Origin of the sequence: Bradyrhizobium embrapense, from assembly GCF_001189235.2 — a bacterium.
Lineage (GTDB): Bacteria > Pseudomonadota > Alphaproteobacteria > Rhizobiales > Xanthobacteraceae > Bradyrhizobium > Bradyrhizobium embrapense.
The window spans coordinates 1,293,167-1,309,917 of record NZ_LFIP02000002.1; the positions used below are offsets into that span (position 1 = coordinate 1,293,167).

Below are 16,751 nucleotides of genomic sequence, written 5' to 3' on the forward strand. Positions count from 1 at the left end.
GTCAACGCCTCCTGGTGCCGAAGACGGAAGAGAAGCGGGTGGCGCCGTGCGACGGCGCGCTCGGCCGCGGTGGCGGAGATGATGGCGGTGGCGGGGGAGGCGGCGGCTCGCGGGTCGCGGCCGGCGCGCGGTCATAGGTGGTGCGCTGTTGCGACGGGGCCGGCGGTGGCGCGTGCGTTTCACGCGGTGTCAGCGGCACGGCGGCACGCGCGCCGCCCCCATCCTTGCGCGACGACATCCGCTTGAACTCCTCGCGGAGCGGCCATTTCGCCTTCTCGGCGGCGACCTGCACGCATTCGATCAACGCCGTGTTCTTGGCCTCGCGGCGGTGAGCTTTCATGTCGCCGTCGCGATACGCATTGAGGATCCGGAACTCCATCGGATCCATGCCGACGAGATGGGCGAGCTTGTCCATCTGGCATTCGATCGCGAAATCCATCGCCGTGACGCCGAAGCCGCGCATCGCGGTCGCCGGCGTGCGGTTGGTGAACACGCAGTAGACGTCGCCATGGACGTTCGGGATTGTGTAGGGGCCGGGCAGATGCGCGGCGCATTTCACCGCGGCATAGCTCGACAGCCGCGTATAGGCACCACTGTCGAAATAGGCCCGCACCTTGCGGGCGACGACGCGGCCATCGCGCATCACGCCGTCCTTGATGTAGATGCGCTCGGCGCCGCGCGGCGGCCCATATTGCATCTCCTCCTCGCGTCCGAACACGTAGCGCACCGGCCGCCCGGTCAGCATCGCGCCGAGGATGCAGAGCGGCTCGGTCAGGGTATCGACCTTGCCGCCGAAGCCGCCGCCCACCGTGCCGCCGATGAAATGGAAGGTGTTGGAGGGCACGTCGAGGATTTTTGCGCAGGTGTCGACCGAGAAGAACAGCGCCTGCGTCGACGTATAGACGATGTAACGGCCGTTGGTATCGGGCGCTGCGATCGAGCCGTTGGTCTCGGTCGGGGCGTGTTCGATCGGCGACATCTGGTAGCGCTGCTCCAGCACATGGTCGGCCGCTGCGAGCGCGCGGTCGGCGTCGCCAAAGCGCAGCTGCTGGCGATCGTACCTCTCGTGATAGGTGAAGGTGTTCTTGGGATAGACTTCGTTGACCACGGGCGCGCCCGGCTTCAGCGCGTCCTCGACGTCGAACACCGCCGGCAGCGGCTCGTAGTCGATCTTCACCTTCGCGATGGCTTCAAAGGCCTCGCGAGGGCTGTCGGCGACGATCGCGACAATCGGTTCGCCCTTGTAGCGCACCTTGTCGAGCGCGAGCGACGGTTCGTCGTCCTTGCCGAAATTGATCAGGCTGAGCAGCGTGTTCAAATTGTGTGGCACGTCGGAGGCGCGGATCACCCGCCGCACCCCCTGCGACCGCTCGGCCTCCGAAGTGTCGATGCGCCGCAGCCTTGCATGAGAGTGCGCGCTACGGACCACCTTCAGGTGCAGCATGCCCTGCAGCTTGTGGTCGTCGAAATAGGGCGAGGTGCCCGTGACATGGCCGAGCATGTCCTGGCGCTGCGTGCCCTTGCCGATTTCCTTCAGATTGTCGTCGCGCTCGTCGGCGAAGAGGTCCTTGCGCAATTCCAGCATGGCACTGTTCCCTTACGCGCGGGCGCGGCCGCCGGAAGCGGCTGCCAGCACGGCGTTGATGATCGGCTCATAGCCGGTGCAGCGGCAGACGTTGCCCGAGATCGCCTCGATCACCTCGGCGCGGCTCGGCTGCGGGTTGCGGTCGAGCAGCGCCTTGGCGGCCATCAGCATGCCCGGCGTGCAATAGCCGCACTGCGCGGCGAAATTGTCGGCGAAGGCGCGCTGCAGCGGGTGCAGATTGGGACCGTCCTTGATGCCGTCGAGCGTCTCGACCGAGCGGCCGGCAACCGTCTCGGCCAGCGTCAGGCAGGAGAGATGCAGTTCGCCGTCGATCAGGACGCTGCAGGTGCCGCAGCCGCCCTGGCCGCAGCCGAATTTCGGCGTCATGTCGCCGATTAGCTCGCGCAGAGCGACCAGCAGGTTGGTGCCGCCGTCGACGAAGATCGCGACGTCGCGACCGTTATGGCTGAATTGCAGAGGGGTCTTGGCCATCGCGATTTATTCCTGCCCGGACAACAGGCGCCGGAGATGCACGCCGACGATCTCACGGCGATACCAGGCGCTGGCGAGGGCATTGTCGCCGGGCGATGTGCCTTCGACGACGGCCGCGGCGGCCGCGTTGATCGTGAAAGCGTCTAGCGAACGGCCTTCCAGTGCACGTTCGGCTGCGCGGGCGCGGATCGGGGTCGGCGCCATCGAGCCGAGCGCGATGCGGGCACCGCCGATCCGACTGCCGTTGACCGGCAGATGCGCCGCCAATGTGATCACTGCGCCGCCTTTGGGTTTGATCCGCGCGATCTTGCGGTAGCGGAAGGCATCAGGGTTGCCGGGCTTGGCAAAGGAGATCGCCAGTACCAGCGCGCCGGTCTGCCGGTCGCGCGATTGCAGGAACTCATCGATCGGGATCTCGCGGCCGCCGAGGCCGCCCTGCACCGAGACCGTTGCGTCGAGCGCCAGCATCGCGACCGTGAAGTCGCCATACGGCACCGGCGCGAACAGATTGCCGCCGACCGTGCCCATGTTGCGCACCGCCGGTCCGCCGATCGAGCGGGCAGGAGCGTGCAGAAACCCGAGCTCGCGTTCGGCCAAGATGCGCGCGAAAGTGATGCCGGCGCCGAGCGTGATGCGCGAGCCTGACGTATCGATCCTTGTCATCGCCTGGTCGCTGGCGCGCACGATAGTCGAGATCGAGATGTCACCCTCGTTCAGCGCCCGCATCACCAGCGTGCCGCCGCCCAGATAGCGGGCGCCGCGATCCGACGACAACGCCGCCGCGGCGTCATGGGTGCTGGTAAAGGTCTTCACCGTGACTGGCATGATGTCCTCTCCCGCTTACGCGGCCTCCTTCAGATGCCGGCGGATGGCGTCGAAGCCGGCCTGGTAGATGTCTTCCGAAACCATTCGCGTGATGCGATCCGTGTCCTCGGTCCGGGTCGAGAAGCGTGATTCCCAGTGCCAGAAGGTGCGGTCGCCGTCGGTGACCGGCAGCAGGCGGACATGCGCGACGTAGTTGAACATCGGGATCGGCGTATCGAGCAGGCAGTAGCTGAAGCTTTGCTCCAGGTCGGACAGCGCCAGCAGCTGCTCGCGCAGCTCGGCGCCGTCCATCAGCTTGAAGCGCCTGACGCAGCCGATTTTGTCGGACGGCTGCGCCCGCTCGATGCCGCTGCTCGCGACCGCCGGGTGCCAGCGGTCATGGCCGTTGAAATCGCGCAGCACGGCCCACACCGCATCGGTCGGTGCATCCAGGATCGTGCTTTTGACGATATGCGGCATGACTAGCATCCAATGCCAATCGTTTGCGTCGATGTGACCGCGTGAACCACCTCTCCCCAACGGGGAGAGGTCGCGCCGAAGGCGCGGGTGAGGGGGATCAGGCCCCACGATGAACCGCCGCCCCTCACCCGGATCGCATCGCGCGATGCGATCCGACCTCTCCCACAGGGGGAGAGGTGGACCGTCTGCTCGGCGATATCTTGCTTATGCATCCCGCTAGCCCCCGAACGCCCGCTTCAGCGCATCGAATCCGCCCTGGAACACGCCGCTGCCGATATTGTTGACCAGCTCCGTCTCGCGCTCCGGAGCGCAGTCGAACTCGGCCGTCCATTCCAGGAACGTCTGGTCGCCATCGGTGACCGGCGTCAGCCGGAGCGTCGCAACGTAGTTCTCCACGCCCATCGGCGATTCCAGGATCGAATAGGTGCAGAACATGTCGTAGTCGGACAGCCCGAGCAGCTTCTCCCGGATCCGATCGCCGTTGCGCAGGCGGAAATCCCTGACGCAGCCGATCTTGTCCGACGGCTCGCCGCCCTCGATCCGGCTCTCCGCGATCGCGGGATGCCAGTTCGGCAGTCCGTTGAAATCGCGGACGCGCGCCCAGACCCGGTCGTTGCGGGCATTGACGACAGTGGAGATGTAAACCCGTGCCATGTTGCGAGCTCAGTCCTTCTTGCGCGGCGTGCGTTCAGGGCGCGGCTCGCCGCCGCCCTCAGGCGCCGCCGGCTTGGCCTCGCCGCCGCCCTTGCGTGCGGAGTCCTTGATGCCCTGCATGTCGCGCGCCTCGCGGATCAGGCCGGGCATCTTCGCGAGGCTGCCGCCCTCGACGCCGATGTCGGAAAGGATCGAGTCGATCAGCGGCGCCTGCACGCGATAGCGCAGCGCCGAGTCGATAACCTCGTCGGTCGCGCTGCGACCACTGCCGCCGCCTTGGCCGTTGCCGTTCAGGCCATCGACCTGGAGAATGCGGATGCCCTCGATCTTCTCCATCGGCTTGACGCTCTCGCGCACGATGCCCTCGATCCGGTCGAGCAGCTTGCGGCGGAACAGCGAGTAGCGGGCCTGGTCGGTCAGCACGTTCTCGGCCTCGTTGAGCATGCGTTGGGCCTCGGCCTCGACCGCAGCACGGACGCGTTCGGCTTCCGCGGCGATCCGGGTTTCCTCGGCCTGCTTCTCGGCGAGCAGCACCTCGATGGTCTTGCGCCGCTTGGCGATCTCGCTTTCGCGCGCGGTGACGACGCGCTCGGCCGCTTCGGTGGCGTGGACCCTCGCGTCCTCGGCGGCGGCGCGCGCTGCCGATTCCTCCAGCGACTTCTGGTGCAGCACGATGGCCTTCTCCATCAGGGCGGTCTCGACATCCTTCTCGCGGTTGACCTCGAGTTTGCGCAGCTCGCGTTCGCGGCCGATCCGCGCCTCGTCGAGGCCGCGGTCGGCGGCGATGCGGGCGCGCTCGACCTCTTCACGCGCCGCGATCTCGGCCTCCTGCAGCGATTGATTGCGCGCGACTTCAAGCTGCTCGATCGAACGACGCCGTTCGATCCGCGCCGCCTCCAGCGCCTGCTCGCGGGTCACATCGGTGGTCTCAACCTCCTTGCGCGCCGTGATCTCGGCCTGCCTGACTTGCCGGTCGGCATCGATCCGCTCGGAACGCTTGGCAGCGAGCGCGATCACGCGCTCTTCGTCGGCGAGCTCGATCGCCCGCTTCTGGTCGATGTTGAGCACCTCGCGGGTCCTGGAGGAAGCGATCCGCTCGCTCTCCAGCGCGAGTTCGACATCGATCCGCTGCCGCTCGATGGAGTCGCGGCGCTTTAGCTCGGCGGCCTCGATCGCCTCGGTGCGCGCAATCTCGAGCCCGCGGGTCTCGCGCTCGGCACGGATGCGCTGCGCGGCGACCGATTTCTCCTGCGAGATCCGTGCCGCCTCGATCGCTTCGCGCGAGGCGATGTCGGCTTCCTCGATCGCGCGGGTGCGCGCGATCTCCAGTGCACGGACGTGCTCCTCCTGGGCGATCCGAGACGCTTCGGTGGCGTCGCGCGCGGCGATTCCGGCGATCTCGATGGCCTGGTTGCGCTCGATCTCGAGCTTGCGTGTCGTGTGATCGGCGGCGATGCGCTCGGCCGCCAGCGTCTTCTCGCGCGCAATGCGGGCGGCCTCGACCGCCTTCTGCGCCTCGATCTCGGCTTCCTGGATGGTGCGGACCTGCTGGATCTCCAGCGCGCGGGTGCGTTCGTCGGAGGAGATGCGCTCGACATTGACAATCATGGTCTGGGCGATGCGCGCCTTCTCGGTGGCCTCGCGGGCCGCGATCTCGGCTTCCTCGACCGCGCGGGTGCGCTCGATCTCGCGCCGGCGGGTCTCTTCCTCATTGGCGATGCGGGCGTCGGTGACGACACGGTCCTGTTGGATCCTGGCTTTCTCGATCGCCTCGCGGGCCGCGATCTCGGCCTCCTCGACCGTGCGCATCCGCTCGATCTCGCGCTGGCGGACCTCGCGTTCGGAGGCGATGCGGGTGGTGTCGACCGAGCGCTGGTTGGCGATCCTCGCCTTCTCGATCTCCTCGCGCGCCAGCAGTTCGCGCTCCTCCACCGCGCGGGTGCGCTCGATCTCGCGATGCCGGGTCTCGCGCTCGGAGGCGATCCGGGCTTCGGTGATCGCCTGCTCGTTGGCGATGCGCGCCTTTTCAATAGCCTCTCGTGCCGCGATCTGAGCCTGCTCGGACTCGGTCTCGCGCAAGGCACGTTCACGCGCCACTTCGGTGCGCTGCAGGGCGCGACGCATCTCGATGTCGCGTTCCTGCTCGAGGCGTGCGGTTTCGCTCTCGCGCTCGATCTCCAGCGCCTGCCGCTCGGCTTCGAGGTTGCGGGAGCGGATCTTGATCATCGAGTCCTGTTCGATGTCGTTGCGCAGCTTGCGCTTGGCCTCGATGTCCTCCATCAGGCGGGTCAGGCCTTCGGCATCGAACCGGTTCGAGGGATTGAAATATTCGAGGTCGGTCTGGTCGAGATCAGTGATTGCGACCGATTCGAGTTCGAGGCCGTTCTGCGCCAGCGCCTCCGCGGCATTGGCCTTGACGCGCGCGACATAGTCGCCGCGCTGCTCGTGCATCTGCTCCATCGTCATCTCGGAAGCCACCGAGCGGATCGCTGAGATGAACTTGCCGGAGAGCAGGGTGTGCAGCTGTTCGGGCTCCATGGTGCGGCGGCCGAGCGTCGCGGCGGCGATCGAGACCGCCTCGCGGGTCGGCTGGACCCGGACGTAGAAATCGGCCTCGATGTCGACGCGCATGCGGTCGCGGGTGATCACGGCGTCCTCGCGGGAGCGCACGATCCCCATCGGCAGCACGTTCATGTTAACCGGCGTGTAGTCGTGGATGAACGGCAGCACGAAGGCGCCGCCGTTGATCACCACCCGCTCGCCGAGGAAGCCGGTGCGGACGAAGGAGGTTTCTTTCGATGAACGGTGGTAGAGCCAGTTCACCACGTAGACGATGATGACGATCGCGACGATTGCGACGATGAGCCAGAGGATCAATTCACCGACCAGCATCCCCGACATATCTTCCTCCCTTGGTCACGGCGCGTCAGCGCGCGCCGATCGCCTTGAACTTGCGAACCTGATCCGTCAGCGCCCGCTCGACCGGCAAGCGCTCCATCGAGGAGGCACCATAGAAGCCGTGGCAGTTGCGGGTCTGCTTCATGATGAAATCGGCGTCTTCGGGGTCCGCGATCGGACCGCCATGCGCGAGCACGATGATGTCTGAATTGACGCTGAGCGCAGCCTCGGCCCAGGCCTCGATCCGGGCAGGGCAGTCGGCAAGCTTCGGCGCGGTCTGCGCGCCGATCGTGCCGCCCGTGGTCAGCCCCATATGGCAGACGATGATGTCGGCGCCGGCGATCGCCATCGCGGTGGCCTCCTGCTCGCTGAACACATAGGGCGTGGTCAGCATGTTCTTGTCATGCGCCTTTGCGATCATGTCGATCTCGAGCGCATAGGACATCCCGGTCTCTTCGAGATTGGCGCGGAAGGTGCCGTCGATCAGCCCGACGGTCGGGAAGTTCTGCACCCCGGCGAAGCCGAGCGCCTTGAGCTGGTCGAGGAACACATCCATGTCGCGGAACGGATCGGTGCCGTTGACGCCGGCGAGCACCGGCGTTTTGGTCACGACGGGGAGCACCTCGCCGGCCATCTCGACGACGACGGCGTTAGCGTCGCCATAGGGCATCAATCCGGCGAGCGAGCCGCGGCCGGCCATGCGATAGCGGCCGGAATTGTAGATCACGATCAGGTCGACGCCGCCAGCCTCCTCGCATTTTGCCGACAGGCCGGTGCCGGCGCCGCCGCCGACGATCGGCTCGCCGCGCGCGATCATGGCGTGAAACTTCTTCAACAGCGCCGCGCGTTCAAACCTCGGCATGGGTCACCTCGCCACTCTGCGCCGGCCACCGGCGCGTCCGAGCAATGGACGGAACGCGCTGACGATGGCGGCGGTGAACTCGGGATCGTTGATGTTGCGCTTGACGCGAATGATCTGCCGGTTGCCGGTCTGGCGCACGGTGCGCTCCAGCGCGCGGAACAGCGCCGCGTCGGCGTCGGGGTCCCAGAACGGCTGGCCGGGGGCATCGAGCGCGGAGACGCCGCCTTCGGCGAGGAAGAAGCGCACCGGCCCATCCATCTGGTTGAGCCGCTCGCCGATCCAGCGGCCCATCCGCTCGTTCTCTTCCGGCGTGGTCCGCATCAATGTGACCTGCGGATTGTGGATGTGGAATTTGCGCTGCCGGTAGCGCTCCGGAATGGTGTCGGGCGCGCCAAAGTTGACCATATCCAGAGCGCCGACCGAGCCGACATAAGGCACTCGGCTGCGGATGATGGCGCCGAAGCGATCGTTGGTCGCCGGGAACACGCCGCCCATCAGCAGGTCGCAGACTTCAGTCGTGGTCAAATCGATGACGCCGGCGAGTTGGCCCGACTCGACCAGCTTCTCCATCGAGCGGCCGCCGACGCCGGTTGCGTGGAAGACGAGGCATTCGAAATCCTCGCGCAGATCGGCGGCAATCCTCCGCACCGCCGGCGTGGTGACGCCGAACATCGTGATGCCGATAGCCGGAAGATGAGCGCCGGTATCGCGCTGCTTGCTGGCCTGTTCGTCGAGCCGGGCCTTGACCATGCCGACCAGCGCATGGGCGCCGTTGCCGAGCACCGCGCGTGAGATCGAGTTGAGGCCCTGCACGTCGGTCACCGAATACATCATGGTGATGTCGGCCGGACCGACATAGGGGCCGACGTCGCCGGACGCGACCGAGGAGATGATGAGCTTCGGCACGCCGACTGGAAGCGCGCGCATGCCCGGTGCGACCAGCGACGCGCCACCCGAGCCGCCGGCGGAAATGATGCCGGCGACATTGCTCTGCCGACGCAGCCATCGCTCGAATGCTTCTGCCATCGCCGTCACCGAGGCACCGCGATCGGCGCCGAATACGCCGGAACCGCCGCGGCCGTGGTTCAGCGCGATCTCCTGCGCGGTGACGTCGCAGCTCGCCGCCTTGCCGCTGGTCGAGACGTCGACCAGCCGGGTGCGCAGGCCGCTGCCAGCGACGATGCCGCGGATGAAGCGCAGCTCCGCGCCCTTGGTGTCGAGCGTGCCGACGACCAGCACGACCGGAGGTCCCGATGTCCTCGACGTCGCGGGTTCGTGCCGCGCGCGCGTTGTCTCCTCAAGACGCGTGACGGCGGCGGACTGGGTCCGCGCGGCGGCCTCGATACGGGCGATCGGCACCGGTTGCGACCACCGCGTCGGCAGCACGGGATTGGAGATGTAGATGCGGATCGGTCCCTTGCGCTCCGGCTGCGGCGTGCCGGCGGCTTCGACTTTCGCCGGCGCAGCCTCGGCGTCGGTCTCGTCCGCGCCGTGGGTGCCGACGCCGAGCAACCGCTGCTGCAGCTCGCGGTCGGTCGCAAGCCGCGCGGAGTCGATGATGCGGTTGAGGCGGCCATTGACCATGATGGCGACGTTCTGCGAGACCGCGGTCGCGACGCCGATGTTCTGCTCGATCACCAGCACGGACATGTCGCCTTCATCGCCGAGGCGCAGCAGCATCTCCTCGACCTGCGCGACGATGACGGGCGCAAGGCCTTCGGTCGGCTCGTCCATGATCAAGAGCTGCGGGTTGGTCAGCAAGGCGCGTGAGATCGCCAGCATCTGCTGCTCGCCGCCGGAGAGCTGGTTGCCGCCATTGTTCTTGCGCTCGGCGAGCCGCGGGAAGGTGTCGTAGATGCGCTCGATGGTCCAGGCGCCGCGGCGCAGGCCGCCGGCGAGCGCAAGGTGTTCGTCGACCGTCAGCGAGCGCCACAGCCGCCGGCCCTGCGGCACATAGCCGACGCCGAGCCGGGCGATCCGGGCCGGGTTCAGCCGTGTGACCTCCTCGCCGCGGATCCGGATCGAGCCGCCGCTGGCATGGACCAAGCCCATGATCGCCTTGCACAGCGTGGTCTTGCCCATGCCGTTGCGGCCGACTACGGAGAATACACCGGTATCGAGCGTGAGGTCGACGCCCTGCAGCGCATGCGAATGGCCATAATAGACGTCGAGGCCCTTCACCTCGAGGGCTGGGGCGGCGCGGCGGTCATTCATGGCCGCCTCCGAGATAGAGCTGTTGCACCTCGGGATCGGATTCGATTTCGCGCGGCAGCCCTTCCTTGAAGATACGGCCGTTGTGCATCATCGTCACGCTCTCGACGACGCGCAGCGCGACGTCCATGTCGTGCTCGATGATGATGTAGCCGATATGGGCGGGCAGCGAGGTCAGGATCTCGATCAGCTCGCGTCGCTCGGTCGGCGACAGCCCCGCCGCCGGTTCGTCGAACAAAATGAAGCGCGGCGCGCCCGCGAGCGCGAGCGCGATTTCGAGCTGCCGCTGCTGGCCGTGCGCGAGTTCGGCGACGCGCTGGTCCTTGACGCCGGCGAGGTGCACCGCCTGCACCAGCGTTTCGGTGGCATGCATCAGCGCGTCGTTCTGCCCCGGACGCAGCAACGAGAAGCGGCTGCGCGAGACGCCGCGGCAGGCGAGATAGACGTTGTCCTGAACGGTGAGGCCGGGGAACAGCGCCGAGATCTGGTAGGTGCGGCGCAAGCCGCGGCGGATGCGCTCATAGGGCGGGAACTGGGTGATGTCCTCGCCGAAGAAGCGGATCGTACCGGAGGAGGGCGGGAAGTCGCCGGTGATGCAGTTGAACAGCGTGGTCTTGCCGGCGCCGTTCGAGCCGAGCACCGCACGGCGTTCGCCGGGGCGCACCGTGATGGTGACGTCGGTCAGTGCCGCCAGCGCGCCGAACAACCTTGTCACGCCGCGCAGCTCCAGCGCTGCGCCGGCGCCGACCACGGACAGCCGCTGCGCGACGCTATCCATGGCGGCCTCCGTCCGAACGTTGCGTCGATGACGCACTGCGCCGCCGCCAGCGTTCCCACAGCCCGATCACGCCGTCGGATGACCAGAACACGATGGCGAGGAAGCCGAGCCCGATCAGCAGGCGGAAGCGATTGCCGTCGAGCCCGAACTTGATCAACACGTCGAGCGCGAAGGTGCGCAGCAGGACGAAGATCAGCGCCCCGATAAACGGCCCGATCGGCCTTGTGATGCCGCCGACCACGGCGATGATCAGGACGTCGATGCAGGCGCCGACGCTGACCGAGCCGGGCGAGATCTGCCGGTAGTTCCAGACCTGCAATACGCCGCCGAGCGCGGCGATGAATGCCGCGAAGGCATAGGCCGCGATGCGGTGCGCATTGGGATTGAAGCCGAGCGCCGCCATGCGGCGGGAGTTGTCGCGGACGCCCTGCAGCGCGAGGCCGAACGGCGCGCGCGAGACATACTGGACCGCGAAGTAGCAGATCGCGGCGACGCCGAGCGTCACATAGTAGAAGGCGATATCGGCGCGCCAGTCGACGCCCCAGAAATGCGGCGTCGCGACGGTGTTGATGCCGGTGTGGCCGTTGAAGATCGCCCAGTTCTGGTTGGTGAAGTAGTAGAACGCCGCGCCGATCGCCAGCGTGATCATGATGGTGTAGATGCCCTCGGTGCGCACCGCGAGCGCGCCGCCGAGCGTGCCGAACAGCGTAGCCAGCGCCAGCGCCATCGGCGTCGCGAGCCACCACGGCCAGCCGAGGCTGATATTGGCGTTGCCGCTGACGCCGAACACCGCGACCATGTAGCCGGCGAAGCCCGCGATGGTGAGCTGCATCAGGCTGACCATGCCGCCATAGCCGGCGAGGAACATCAGGCTGAGCGCGATGATGCCGAGGATCAGCGTGGTGGCGAAGATCTCGATCAGGAAGAAGCCGTTGGCGATCAGCGGCATGATCACCAGGATCAGCGCGACCAGCCAGGCCACCGGGTTCTGGAATTCCGGCCAGGCACGGATCAGGGCGCGGCGCGTCGTTGGCGTAGTGGGGTCGGGGCGGAACTGGGTGCTCTGGAGCAACGACATCTCATCGCCTCGCCAGCAGGCCCTGCGGCCGCAGCGCAAGCACCACGACCATGATCAGGAAGGTGACGACGATGGCGTAGGTCGGGATGTAGACCGAGCCGAGCTGCTCGGCGAGCCCGATGATGACGGCGCCGAGCGCGGCCCCCGGAATTGAGCCCATGCCGCCGACGATCACGACGACCAGGGACGCGAGCAGGAAGCGCGTATCCTCGCCCGGCGACAGCGATTGGAAGGTGCCACCGACGACGCCGGCGATGCCGGCAAGCCCTGCGCCGAGCGCGAACACCAGCACGAACACGAGCTGGATCCGCACCCCGGTCGCGGCCAGGATGTCGCGGTCGTCGACCCCAGCGCGCACGATCATGCCGATCCGGGTGCGGTTGAGCGCCAGCCACATCGCGATGCCGATCACGACGGAGGCTGCGAAGATCACCAGCCGCACCAGCGGGTACTGCAGATAGACCGGCTCGCCCGATGATTTGATCGCGGTCAGCAACGGCAACTGCACCGGGCCGATCAGCCAGCTCGGGGTCTGGACCTGGTAGAAGTCGCCGCCGAACACCCACAGCATCAGGTCGGCGAACACGATCGAGAGCCCGATCGTGACCATGGTCTGCCGGAGATCCTGCCCCTCCATCCGGCGGAACACGGCGAGCTGCAGGATCACGCCGACCAGCGCCACTGCGATGAAGGCGACGATGAAGGAGAGGATCCACGACCCGGTCCAGGTGCTGATCGCGTAGCCGATATAGCCGCCGAACAAATACAGCGAGCCGTGCGCGAGGTTGACGTTGCGCATCAGGCCGAAGATCAGCGTGAAGCCGCTCGCCACCAGGAAATACAGCCCGCCGAGCGTGATGCCGTTCAGCACGGCGTTGAGGAACAAGCGCTTGCGGCCGATCGCGGCTTCCAGCCCCGGCGGCCAGATCGCGAACACCAGCCACAGCAGCACCGCGACCGCGATGATCACGATCAGCGCCCAGGCTGGATGGCGTTCGATGAACCTGGCCATCTCCGTCGCGTTCCCTCTGACGTCGCGACCGTCTGCCGGGCCGCGTGTCCTTGCATCCTACCGAGGGCGAAAGCTTCGGATTTGATCGAGAGTATCTTTTATCGTTTGCCCGGAACTCCCTTCACGGCCGCAACACCTTGGCGGCGCGGCGATAGTCGGTCGGGGCCATGCCGACATTGGCAGCGAAGAAGCGGGTGAAGCCGCTCTGCGAGGAGAAGCCGAGATCGAAGCCGATATCGGCGATCGGCGCTTCCGTCGCCACCAGCGCATCCAGCGCCTGCTCCATGATCAGCGTGTTCATGTAGAGGTGAGGGGTGACGCCGGTTTGGGTCCGGAACAGCCGGTAGAAATGCGGCCGTGACAAGCCGGCCTCGCGCGCGATCGCATCGAGCTCGATCTCGGCGCCGGGACTTTCCGACATCAGCTTGATCGATTTACGCACCCGGAAATCGGTCACCCCGGCGGCGGCCGGCGTGTCCTGTGCCGCCTGCCAGCTCTCCTCGTAGCAGGAATCGATCAGCTGCCTGAGCTCGCAGTCGAGGCTGCGCAGCGACGGCGCGCCGCACACCAGTGCTGCAGTGCGGCGGATCAGCCGGTCGAGCGCCTCGGTGCGCGGAAAGAAGGTGCGGCCGAACCGCAGGCCCTGCGCGCTCGCGGGCTGCGGCGCGAACCATTCGGCATTGACGTAGAGCACGAAGAAGATCGCGCCATGGTCCATGTCGGTCGGCAGAAAATTGTGCGGTTCCCACGGGTTGACCGCAACCACGGTGTCGTCCTTGAGCAGCAGGCGCTGCTCGGAGACGTCGATCTGCGCCGGCGTGCCGCCGACATGAAAGATCAAGTGCCCTTCGCGGTGCGCATGCACGTTGAAGGGACGGTTCAACTGGTAGACCGTCGCGCGACCGAACCGGCCGTGGAAGACGGCAAGCGCCCTGCTCATGCCTCCCCTCCCGCGGGATGTTCTTGTCTTTTCGACAAGCGTTCATCATCCGCCCGCGGAAAGCAAGGGCGAGCAGGGCTCTTGATGCAACCGCGCGCCTTCGTCACGGCTGGCTTGCTCGCACCTGCAACAAATACGTCAGTACTTCTTGCACTCCGGGACCGTGCGGCTCGGCAGGCCGATCTTGGCGAACACCGCCGGATCGTAGCCAAGCGTCTGGTTGACGTTCGGGATCACCTTGACGACCTTGCTGAACAGCGCGCCCTTGCCGTCATCGACCACCTCGGTGACGAAATTGGTGCCGATCGCCTGGCGGTTGGCGTCGAGTTTGATCTTGCCGTTCGGGGCGTCGATCTCGATCTTGGCCAGCGCGTCCTTGAGCTTGGCCTGATTGTTGGAGAGGTCGCCATTGACCTGCCGCAGCGCCAGGATCAGCGCCATGGTCGAGCCGTAATAGTTGGTGGCCAGCAGCGATGGGCTCGGGAAGCGTTTGCTCTCCGGGAACGAGTCCTGATAGGCCTTCACGAACTTCTGCCAGCCCGGATCCTCCCAGGTATCGGCCTGGCCGCTCGCGGCGATGGTGCCGATCAGCGCGTTCTTGGCACTGCCCTTCGACGACAGGATGGTCTGGTCGATCATGATCGAGCCGCCCATCAGATGCGCCTTGCCGCCGGCCTGCTGATACTGGTTGAGGAAGTTGACGGCGTCGGCGCCGCCGAGGCCGAGATAGATTGCATCGACATCGTCGGGCAGTGCGGCGATGACAGAGGCGAAATCCTTGGTGCCGAGCGGCACCCATTGGCGGTTGGTGACCTGGCCGCCGGCGCCGCAGAACTCGAGCACGAGGCCGAACACCTGGGTGTAGATGAACGAGTAATCCTCGCCGACGGTTGCGATCTTGCGATAGCCCTTGGTCTCGTAGGCGTACTTGCCGAGGCCGACCTGCCACTGCGCGCCGTCCATGTTGTAGCGGAAGAAGTTCGGCGCCGGATCGACGTAGGTCGTCTCCTGAGCGCCGGAGGCGGCGTTGACGAAGGTCAGCTCCGGATGGGTCTTGGCAAAATTCTTCACCGCGATGCCTTCGTCGCCGGACAGCGGCGACAGCAGGATCTGCACCTTGTCCTGCTCAATCAGCTTACGCACCGCGCGCACCGCGGAGTCCGGCGTCGCGTCGGTTGAGGCGACGACGAATTCGAGCTCCTTGTCGCCGATCTTCTTGCCTAGCACATTGAGGGCGGTCTGGTGGCCGCGCATGCCATCCTCGCCGAGCACCGTGTAAGTGCCCTCGAGCGTCGCGGTGACGCCGACCTTGATCTTCTCCTGGGCGAACGCCGTGCCCGAAAGCAACAGGCTGCTCAACGCAATCAGTCCCAAACTGCCTTTCAACATCGCTCTCCTCCCTCTGTGTTGTCGCCGATCTCCACATGGCCTGACGAAGGCCGATGGGTGTCCGGTTGTTGCCGGCAAAGCTAGCCGAAGGCAGGCGCAGCGCGGATGTCGTCGTCGCTTGGGTGCTTAACGGGCAGTCTCATTTTGATTGTTGCGCCGCAACGAGCTTCGCGGCGCAATGTCGCGGTGGTTGTTCGGTCTGTTCGGTGTCATCAACGAAAAAGGGGGCGGTCCAGTATTTCAGAGACAGCAATGCTCGAACCGAGGAGCCGCGGCGTACTGGATCGCCCGGTCAAGCCGGCGATGACAGATGAGAATGAGATACAATTCTGCATTCTCGCGACATGAATTGCCCGAGCTTTGCTGGTCGTTCCGCCCTCTGTCTTGCAGAGGGCGCAGGGAAAGCCGGGTGCCGATCGCACCCATGGGCCCCGTGCAATGGGTAGAAAGCACGGGGGGTAGGACCACAGGTGTAACCGGAAACAACCCGGCTTTCCCTGCGCGATGGGCTACGGCTTACTTCGTGCTCTCCCCGGCGAGACTGGGCTTTTTTGTCACCGTCTTCGCAACGCGCGACCTGCGCAATCGGAAAAGACACCTGCCGTTAGGGCGTCAGGACCACACGACTTCACCGTCCGCTTCATGCGCATTCGTCGACTGCGCACGACCGCGTCCACCGCATCTCGACCCGCGTTCGTGACGACCGCGAAGCGCCCCTCGTTCGGGCGAGACGGGTACATTGAACAGCTGAGTTGGGCGTCATGTCAAGAACGTATTCTGAAAAAACGAATTGCGGGGCGCGAAGCGGCAATCCGGTCCAGGCATCGCCTTGCTAGGGCATATGGTGGCCGGCGGCCTGCCCGCCGTCGACGTGGAGGACTTCTCCGGTCACGAAGCCCGCGCCATCGAGGTAGAGCACCGCGCCGACGATGTCGGAGATCTCTCCCATCCGGCCGACCGGGTGGAGCGCCGCCAGCGCTTGATGCGCCTCCGCCGGATGCATCGGGGTCTTGATGATTCCGGGAGATACCGCATTGACGCGGATTCCGCTCCTTGCATATTCGATGGCGAGCGCGCGGGTTGCGGCGTTCAGGGCGCCCTTGGTCAGCGAGGCGAGGGCGGCGGGAACGCTGCTCATCGGCTGGTCGACGAGACTCGTCGTGATGGTGACGATGTGACCGTGCCCCTGCTTGCTCATCAGCTCCAGCGCGCGCCGGGTCATGTTGAAGAAGCCGGTCACGTTGGTCGAGATGTAGCTGGCGTAGTCCTCCTGCGTATAAGCGGTGAATGGCTTTGCCAGGAAGATGCCGGCGTTGTTGACCAGCGTGTCGACGCGGCCGAAGCGCTCCAGCGCTGCCTTGAATACGCTCTCCGCTGTTTCTGCTGCGCCGACATCGCCCGCCACCGTGACGATATCCGCGTCAGCCGCCGGCTTGATCGCGCGCGAGGTCGCGACCACCCGGCAGTTGCGATCCCTGAAGGCCTGCACGATGCCAGCGCCGATTCCCTGCGACGCCCCGGTGACGACGGCTACTTTCCGCTCCGTGCTCATGATTGCGCTCCTTTGC

General features: G+C 66.2%; 14 protein-coding genes. All 14 read right to left on the reverse strand.

Annotated features, from left to right (window positions below):
- Position 1: 1 nt before the first annotated feature.
- Complete coding sequence (locus AKN83_RS13495; RefSeq protein ID WP_050402306.1) at positions 2-1,585, reverse strand: xanthine dehydrogenase family protein molybdopterin-binding subunit; 1,584 nt, start codon at positions 1,583-1,585, stop codon at positions 2-4.
- Between the two features lie 12 nt (positions 1,586-1,597).
- The gene (locus AKN83_RS13500; protein WP_050402305.1) at positions 1,598-2,077 is read right to left on the reverse strand and encodes a (2Fe-2S)-binding protein; all 480 of its coding nucleotides are present in this window, start codon (positions 2,075-2,077) and stop codon (positions 1,598-1,600) included.
- Positions 2,078-2,083: 6 nt separating this feature from the next.
- The gene (locus AKN83_RS13505) at positions 2,084-2,902 is read right to left on the reverse strand and encodes an FAD binding domain-containing protein (RefSeq protein ID WP_050402304.1); all 819 of its coding nucleotides are present in this window, start codon (positions 2,900-2,902) and stop codon (positions 2,084-2,086) included.
- A 15-nt stretch (positions 2,903-2,917) separates the two neighbouring features.
- Positions 2,918-3,361 (reverse strand): SRPBCC family protein, encoded by a 444-nt coding sequence (locus AKN83_RS13510; RefSeq protein ID WP_050402303.1) that lies wholly within the window; start codon positions 3,359-3,361, stop codon positions 2,918-2,920.
- A 216-nt stretch (positions 3,362-3,577) separates the two neighbouring features.
- Positions 3,578-4,015: an SRPBCC family protein gene (locus AKN83_RS13515; RefSeq protein ID WP_050402302.1), complete on the reverse strand. Its 438-nt coding sequence runs from the start codon at positions 4,013-4,015 to the stop codon at positions 3,578-3,580.
- A 9-nt stretch (positions 4,016-4,024) separates the two neighbouring features.
- Positions 4,025-6,916 (reverse strand): flotillin family protein, encoded by a 2,892-nt coding sequence (locus AKN83_RS13520; protein ID WP_050402301.1) that lies wholly within the window; start codon positions 6,914-6,916, stop codon positions 4,025-4,027.
- A 25-nt stretch (positions 6,917-6,941) separates the two neighbouring features.
- On the reverse strand, positions 6,942-7,775 hold the full coding sequence (locus AKN83_RS13525) for a phosphoenolpyruvate hydrolase family protein (RefSeq protein WP_050402300.1): 834 nt from the start codon (positions 7,773-7,775) through the stop codon (positions 6,942-6,944).
- A gap of 3 nt (positions 7,776-7,778) precedes the next feature.
- Positions 7,779-9,989, reverse strand: a complete 2,211-nt coding sequence (locus tag AKN83_RS13530) for an ABC transporter permease (protein ID WP_063695318.1) — start codon at positions 9,987-9,989, stop codon at positions 7,779-7,781.
- Positions 9,982-10,764 (reverse strand): ABC transporter ATP-binding protein, encoded by a 783-nt coding sequence (locus AKN83_RS13535; protein ID WP_050401633.1) that lies wholly within the window; start codon positions 10,762-10,764, stop codon positions 9,982-9,984. The genes AKN83_RS13530 and AKN83_RS13535 overlap by 8 nt, the downstream gene beginning before the upstream one ends.
- The gene (locus AKN83_RS13540) at positions 10,757-11,842 is read right to left on the reverse strand and encodes a branched-chain amino acid ABC transporter permease (RefSeq protein ID WP_050401634.1); all 1,086 of its coding nucleotides are present in this window, start codon (positions 11,840-11,842) and stop codon (positions 10,757-10,759) included. Before AKN83_RS13540 ends, AKN83_RS13535 begins: the two co-directional genes overlap by 8 nt.
- Before the next feature lies 1 nt (position 11,843).
- On the reverse strand, positions 11,844-12,854 hold the full coding sequence (locus AKN83_RS13545) for a branched-chain amino acid ABC transporter permease (RefSeq protein WP_050401635.1): 1,011 nt from the start codon (positions 12,852-12,854) through the stop codon (positions 11,844-11,846).
- Between the two features lie 121 nt (positions 12,855-12,975).
- On the reverse strand, positions 12,976-13,794 hold the full coding sequence (locus tag AKN83_RS13550; protein WP_050401636.1) for a helix-turn-helix transcriptional regulator: 819 nt from the start codon (positions 13,792-13,794) through the stop codon (positions 12,976-12,978).
- A 138-nt stretch (positions 13,795-13,932) separates the two neighbouring features.
- Positions 13,933-15,183, reverse strand: a complete 1,251-nt coding sequence (locus tag AKN83_RS13555; protein ID WP_050401637.1) for an ABC transporter substrate-binding protein — start codon at positions 15,181-15,183, stop codon at positions 13,933-13,935.
- 832 nt (positions 15,184-16,015) lie between these two features.
- Positions 16,016-16,735, reverse strand: a complete 720-nt coding sequence (locus tag AKN83_RS13560) for an SDR family NAD(P)-dependent oxidoreductase (RefSeq protein WP_050401638.1) — start codon at positions 16,733-16,735, stop codon at positions 16,016-16,018.
- Positions 16,736-16,751 lie beyond the last annotated feature (16 nt).

Excerpts from the sequence above, each read along its gene's own strand:
- AKN83_RS13495 (WP_050402306.1), bottom strand. The coding sequence starts at position 1,585 with ATGCTGGAATTGCGCAAGGACCTCTTCGCCGACGAGCGCGACGACAAT.
- AKN83_RS13500 (WP_050402305.1), bottom strand. The coding sequence starts at position 2,077 with ATGGCCAAGACCCCTCTGCAATTCAGCCATAACGGTCGCGACGTCGCG.
- AKN83_RS13505 (WP_050402304.1), bottom strand. The coding sequence starts at position 2,902 with ATGCCAGTCACGGTGAAGACCTTTACCAGCACCCATGACGCCGCGGCG.
- AKN83_RS13510 (WP_050402303.1), bottom strand. The coding sequence starts at position 3,361 with ATGCCGCATATCGTCAAAAGCACGATCCTGGATGCACCGACCGATGCG.
- AKN83_RS13515 (WP_050402302.1), bottom strand. The coding sequence starts at position 4,015 with ATGGCACGGGTTTACATCTCCACTGTCGTCAATGCCCGCAACGACCGG.
- AKN83_RS13520 (WP_050402301.1), bottom strand. The coding sequence starts at position 6,916 with ATGTCGGGGATGCTGGTCGGTGAATTGATCCTCTGGCTCATCGTCGCA.
- AKN83_RS13525 (WP_050402300.1), bottom strand. The coding sequence starts at position 7,775 with ATGCCGAGGTTTGAACGCGCGGCGCTGTTGAAGAAGTTTCACGCCATG.
- AKN83_RS13530 (WP_063695318.1), bottom strand. The coding sequence starts at position 9,989 with ATGAATGACCGCCGCGCCGCCCCAGCCCTCGAGGTGAAGGGCCTCGAC.
- AKN83_RS13535 (WP_050401633.1), bottom strand. The coding sequence starts at position 10,764 with ATGGATAGCGTCGCGCAGCGGCTGTCCGTGGTCGGCGCCGGCGCAGCG.
- AKN83_RS13540 (WP_050401634.1), bottom strand. The coding sequence starts at position 11,842 with ATGTCGTTGCTCCAGAGCACCCAGTTCCGCCCCGACCCCACTACGCCA.
- AKN83_RS13545 (WP_050401635.1), bottom strand. The coding sequence starts at position 12,854 with ATGGCCAGGTTCATCGAACGCCATCCAGCCTGGGCGCTGATCGTGATC.
- AKN83_RS13550 (WP_050401636.1), bottom strand. The coding sequence starts at position 13,794 with ATGAGCAGGGCGCTTGCCGTCTTCCACGGCCGGTTCGGTCGCGCGACG.
- AKN83_RS13555 (WP_050401637.1), bottom strand. The coding sequence starts at position 15,183 with ATGTTGAAAGGCAGTTTGGGACTGATTGCGTTGAGCAGCCTGTTGCTT.
- AKN83_RS13560 (WP_050401638.1), bottom strand. The coding sequence starts at position 16,735 with ATGAGCACGGAGCGGAAAGTAGCCGTCGTCACCGGGGCGTCGCAGGGA.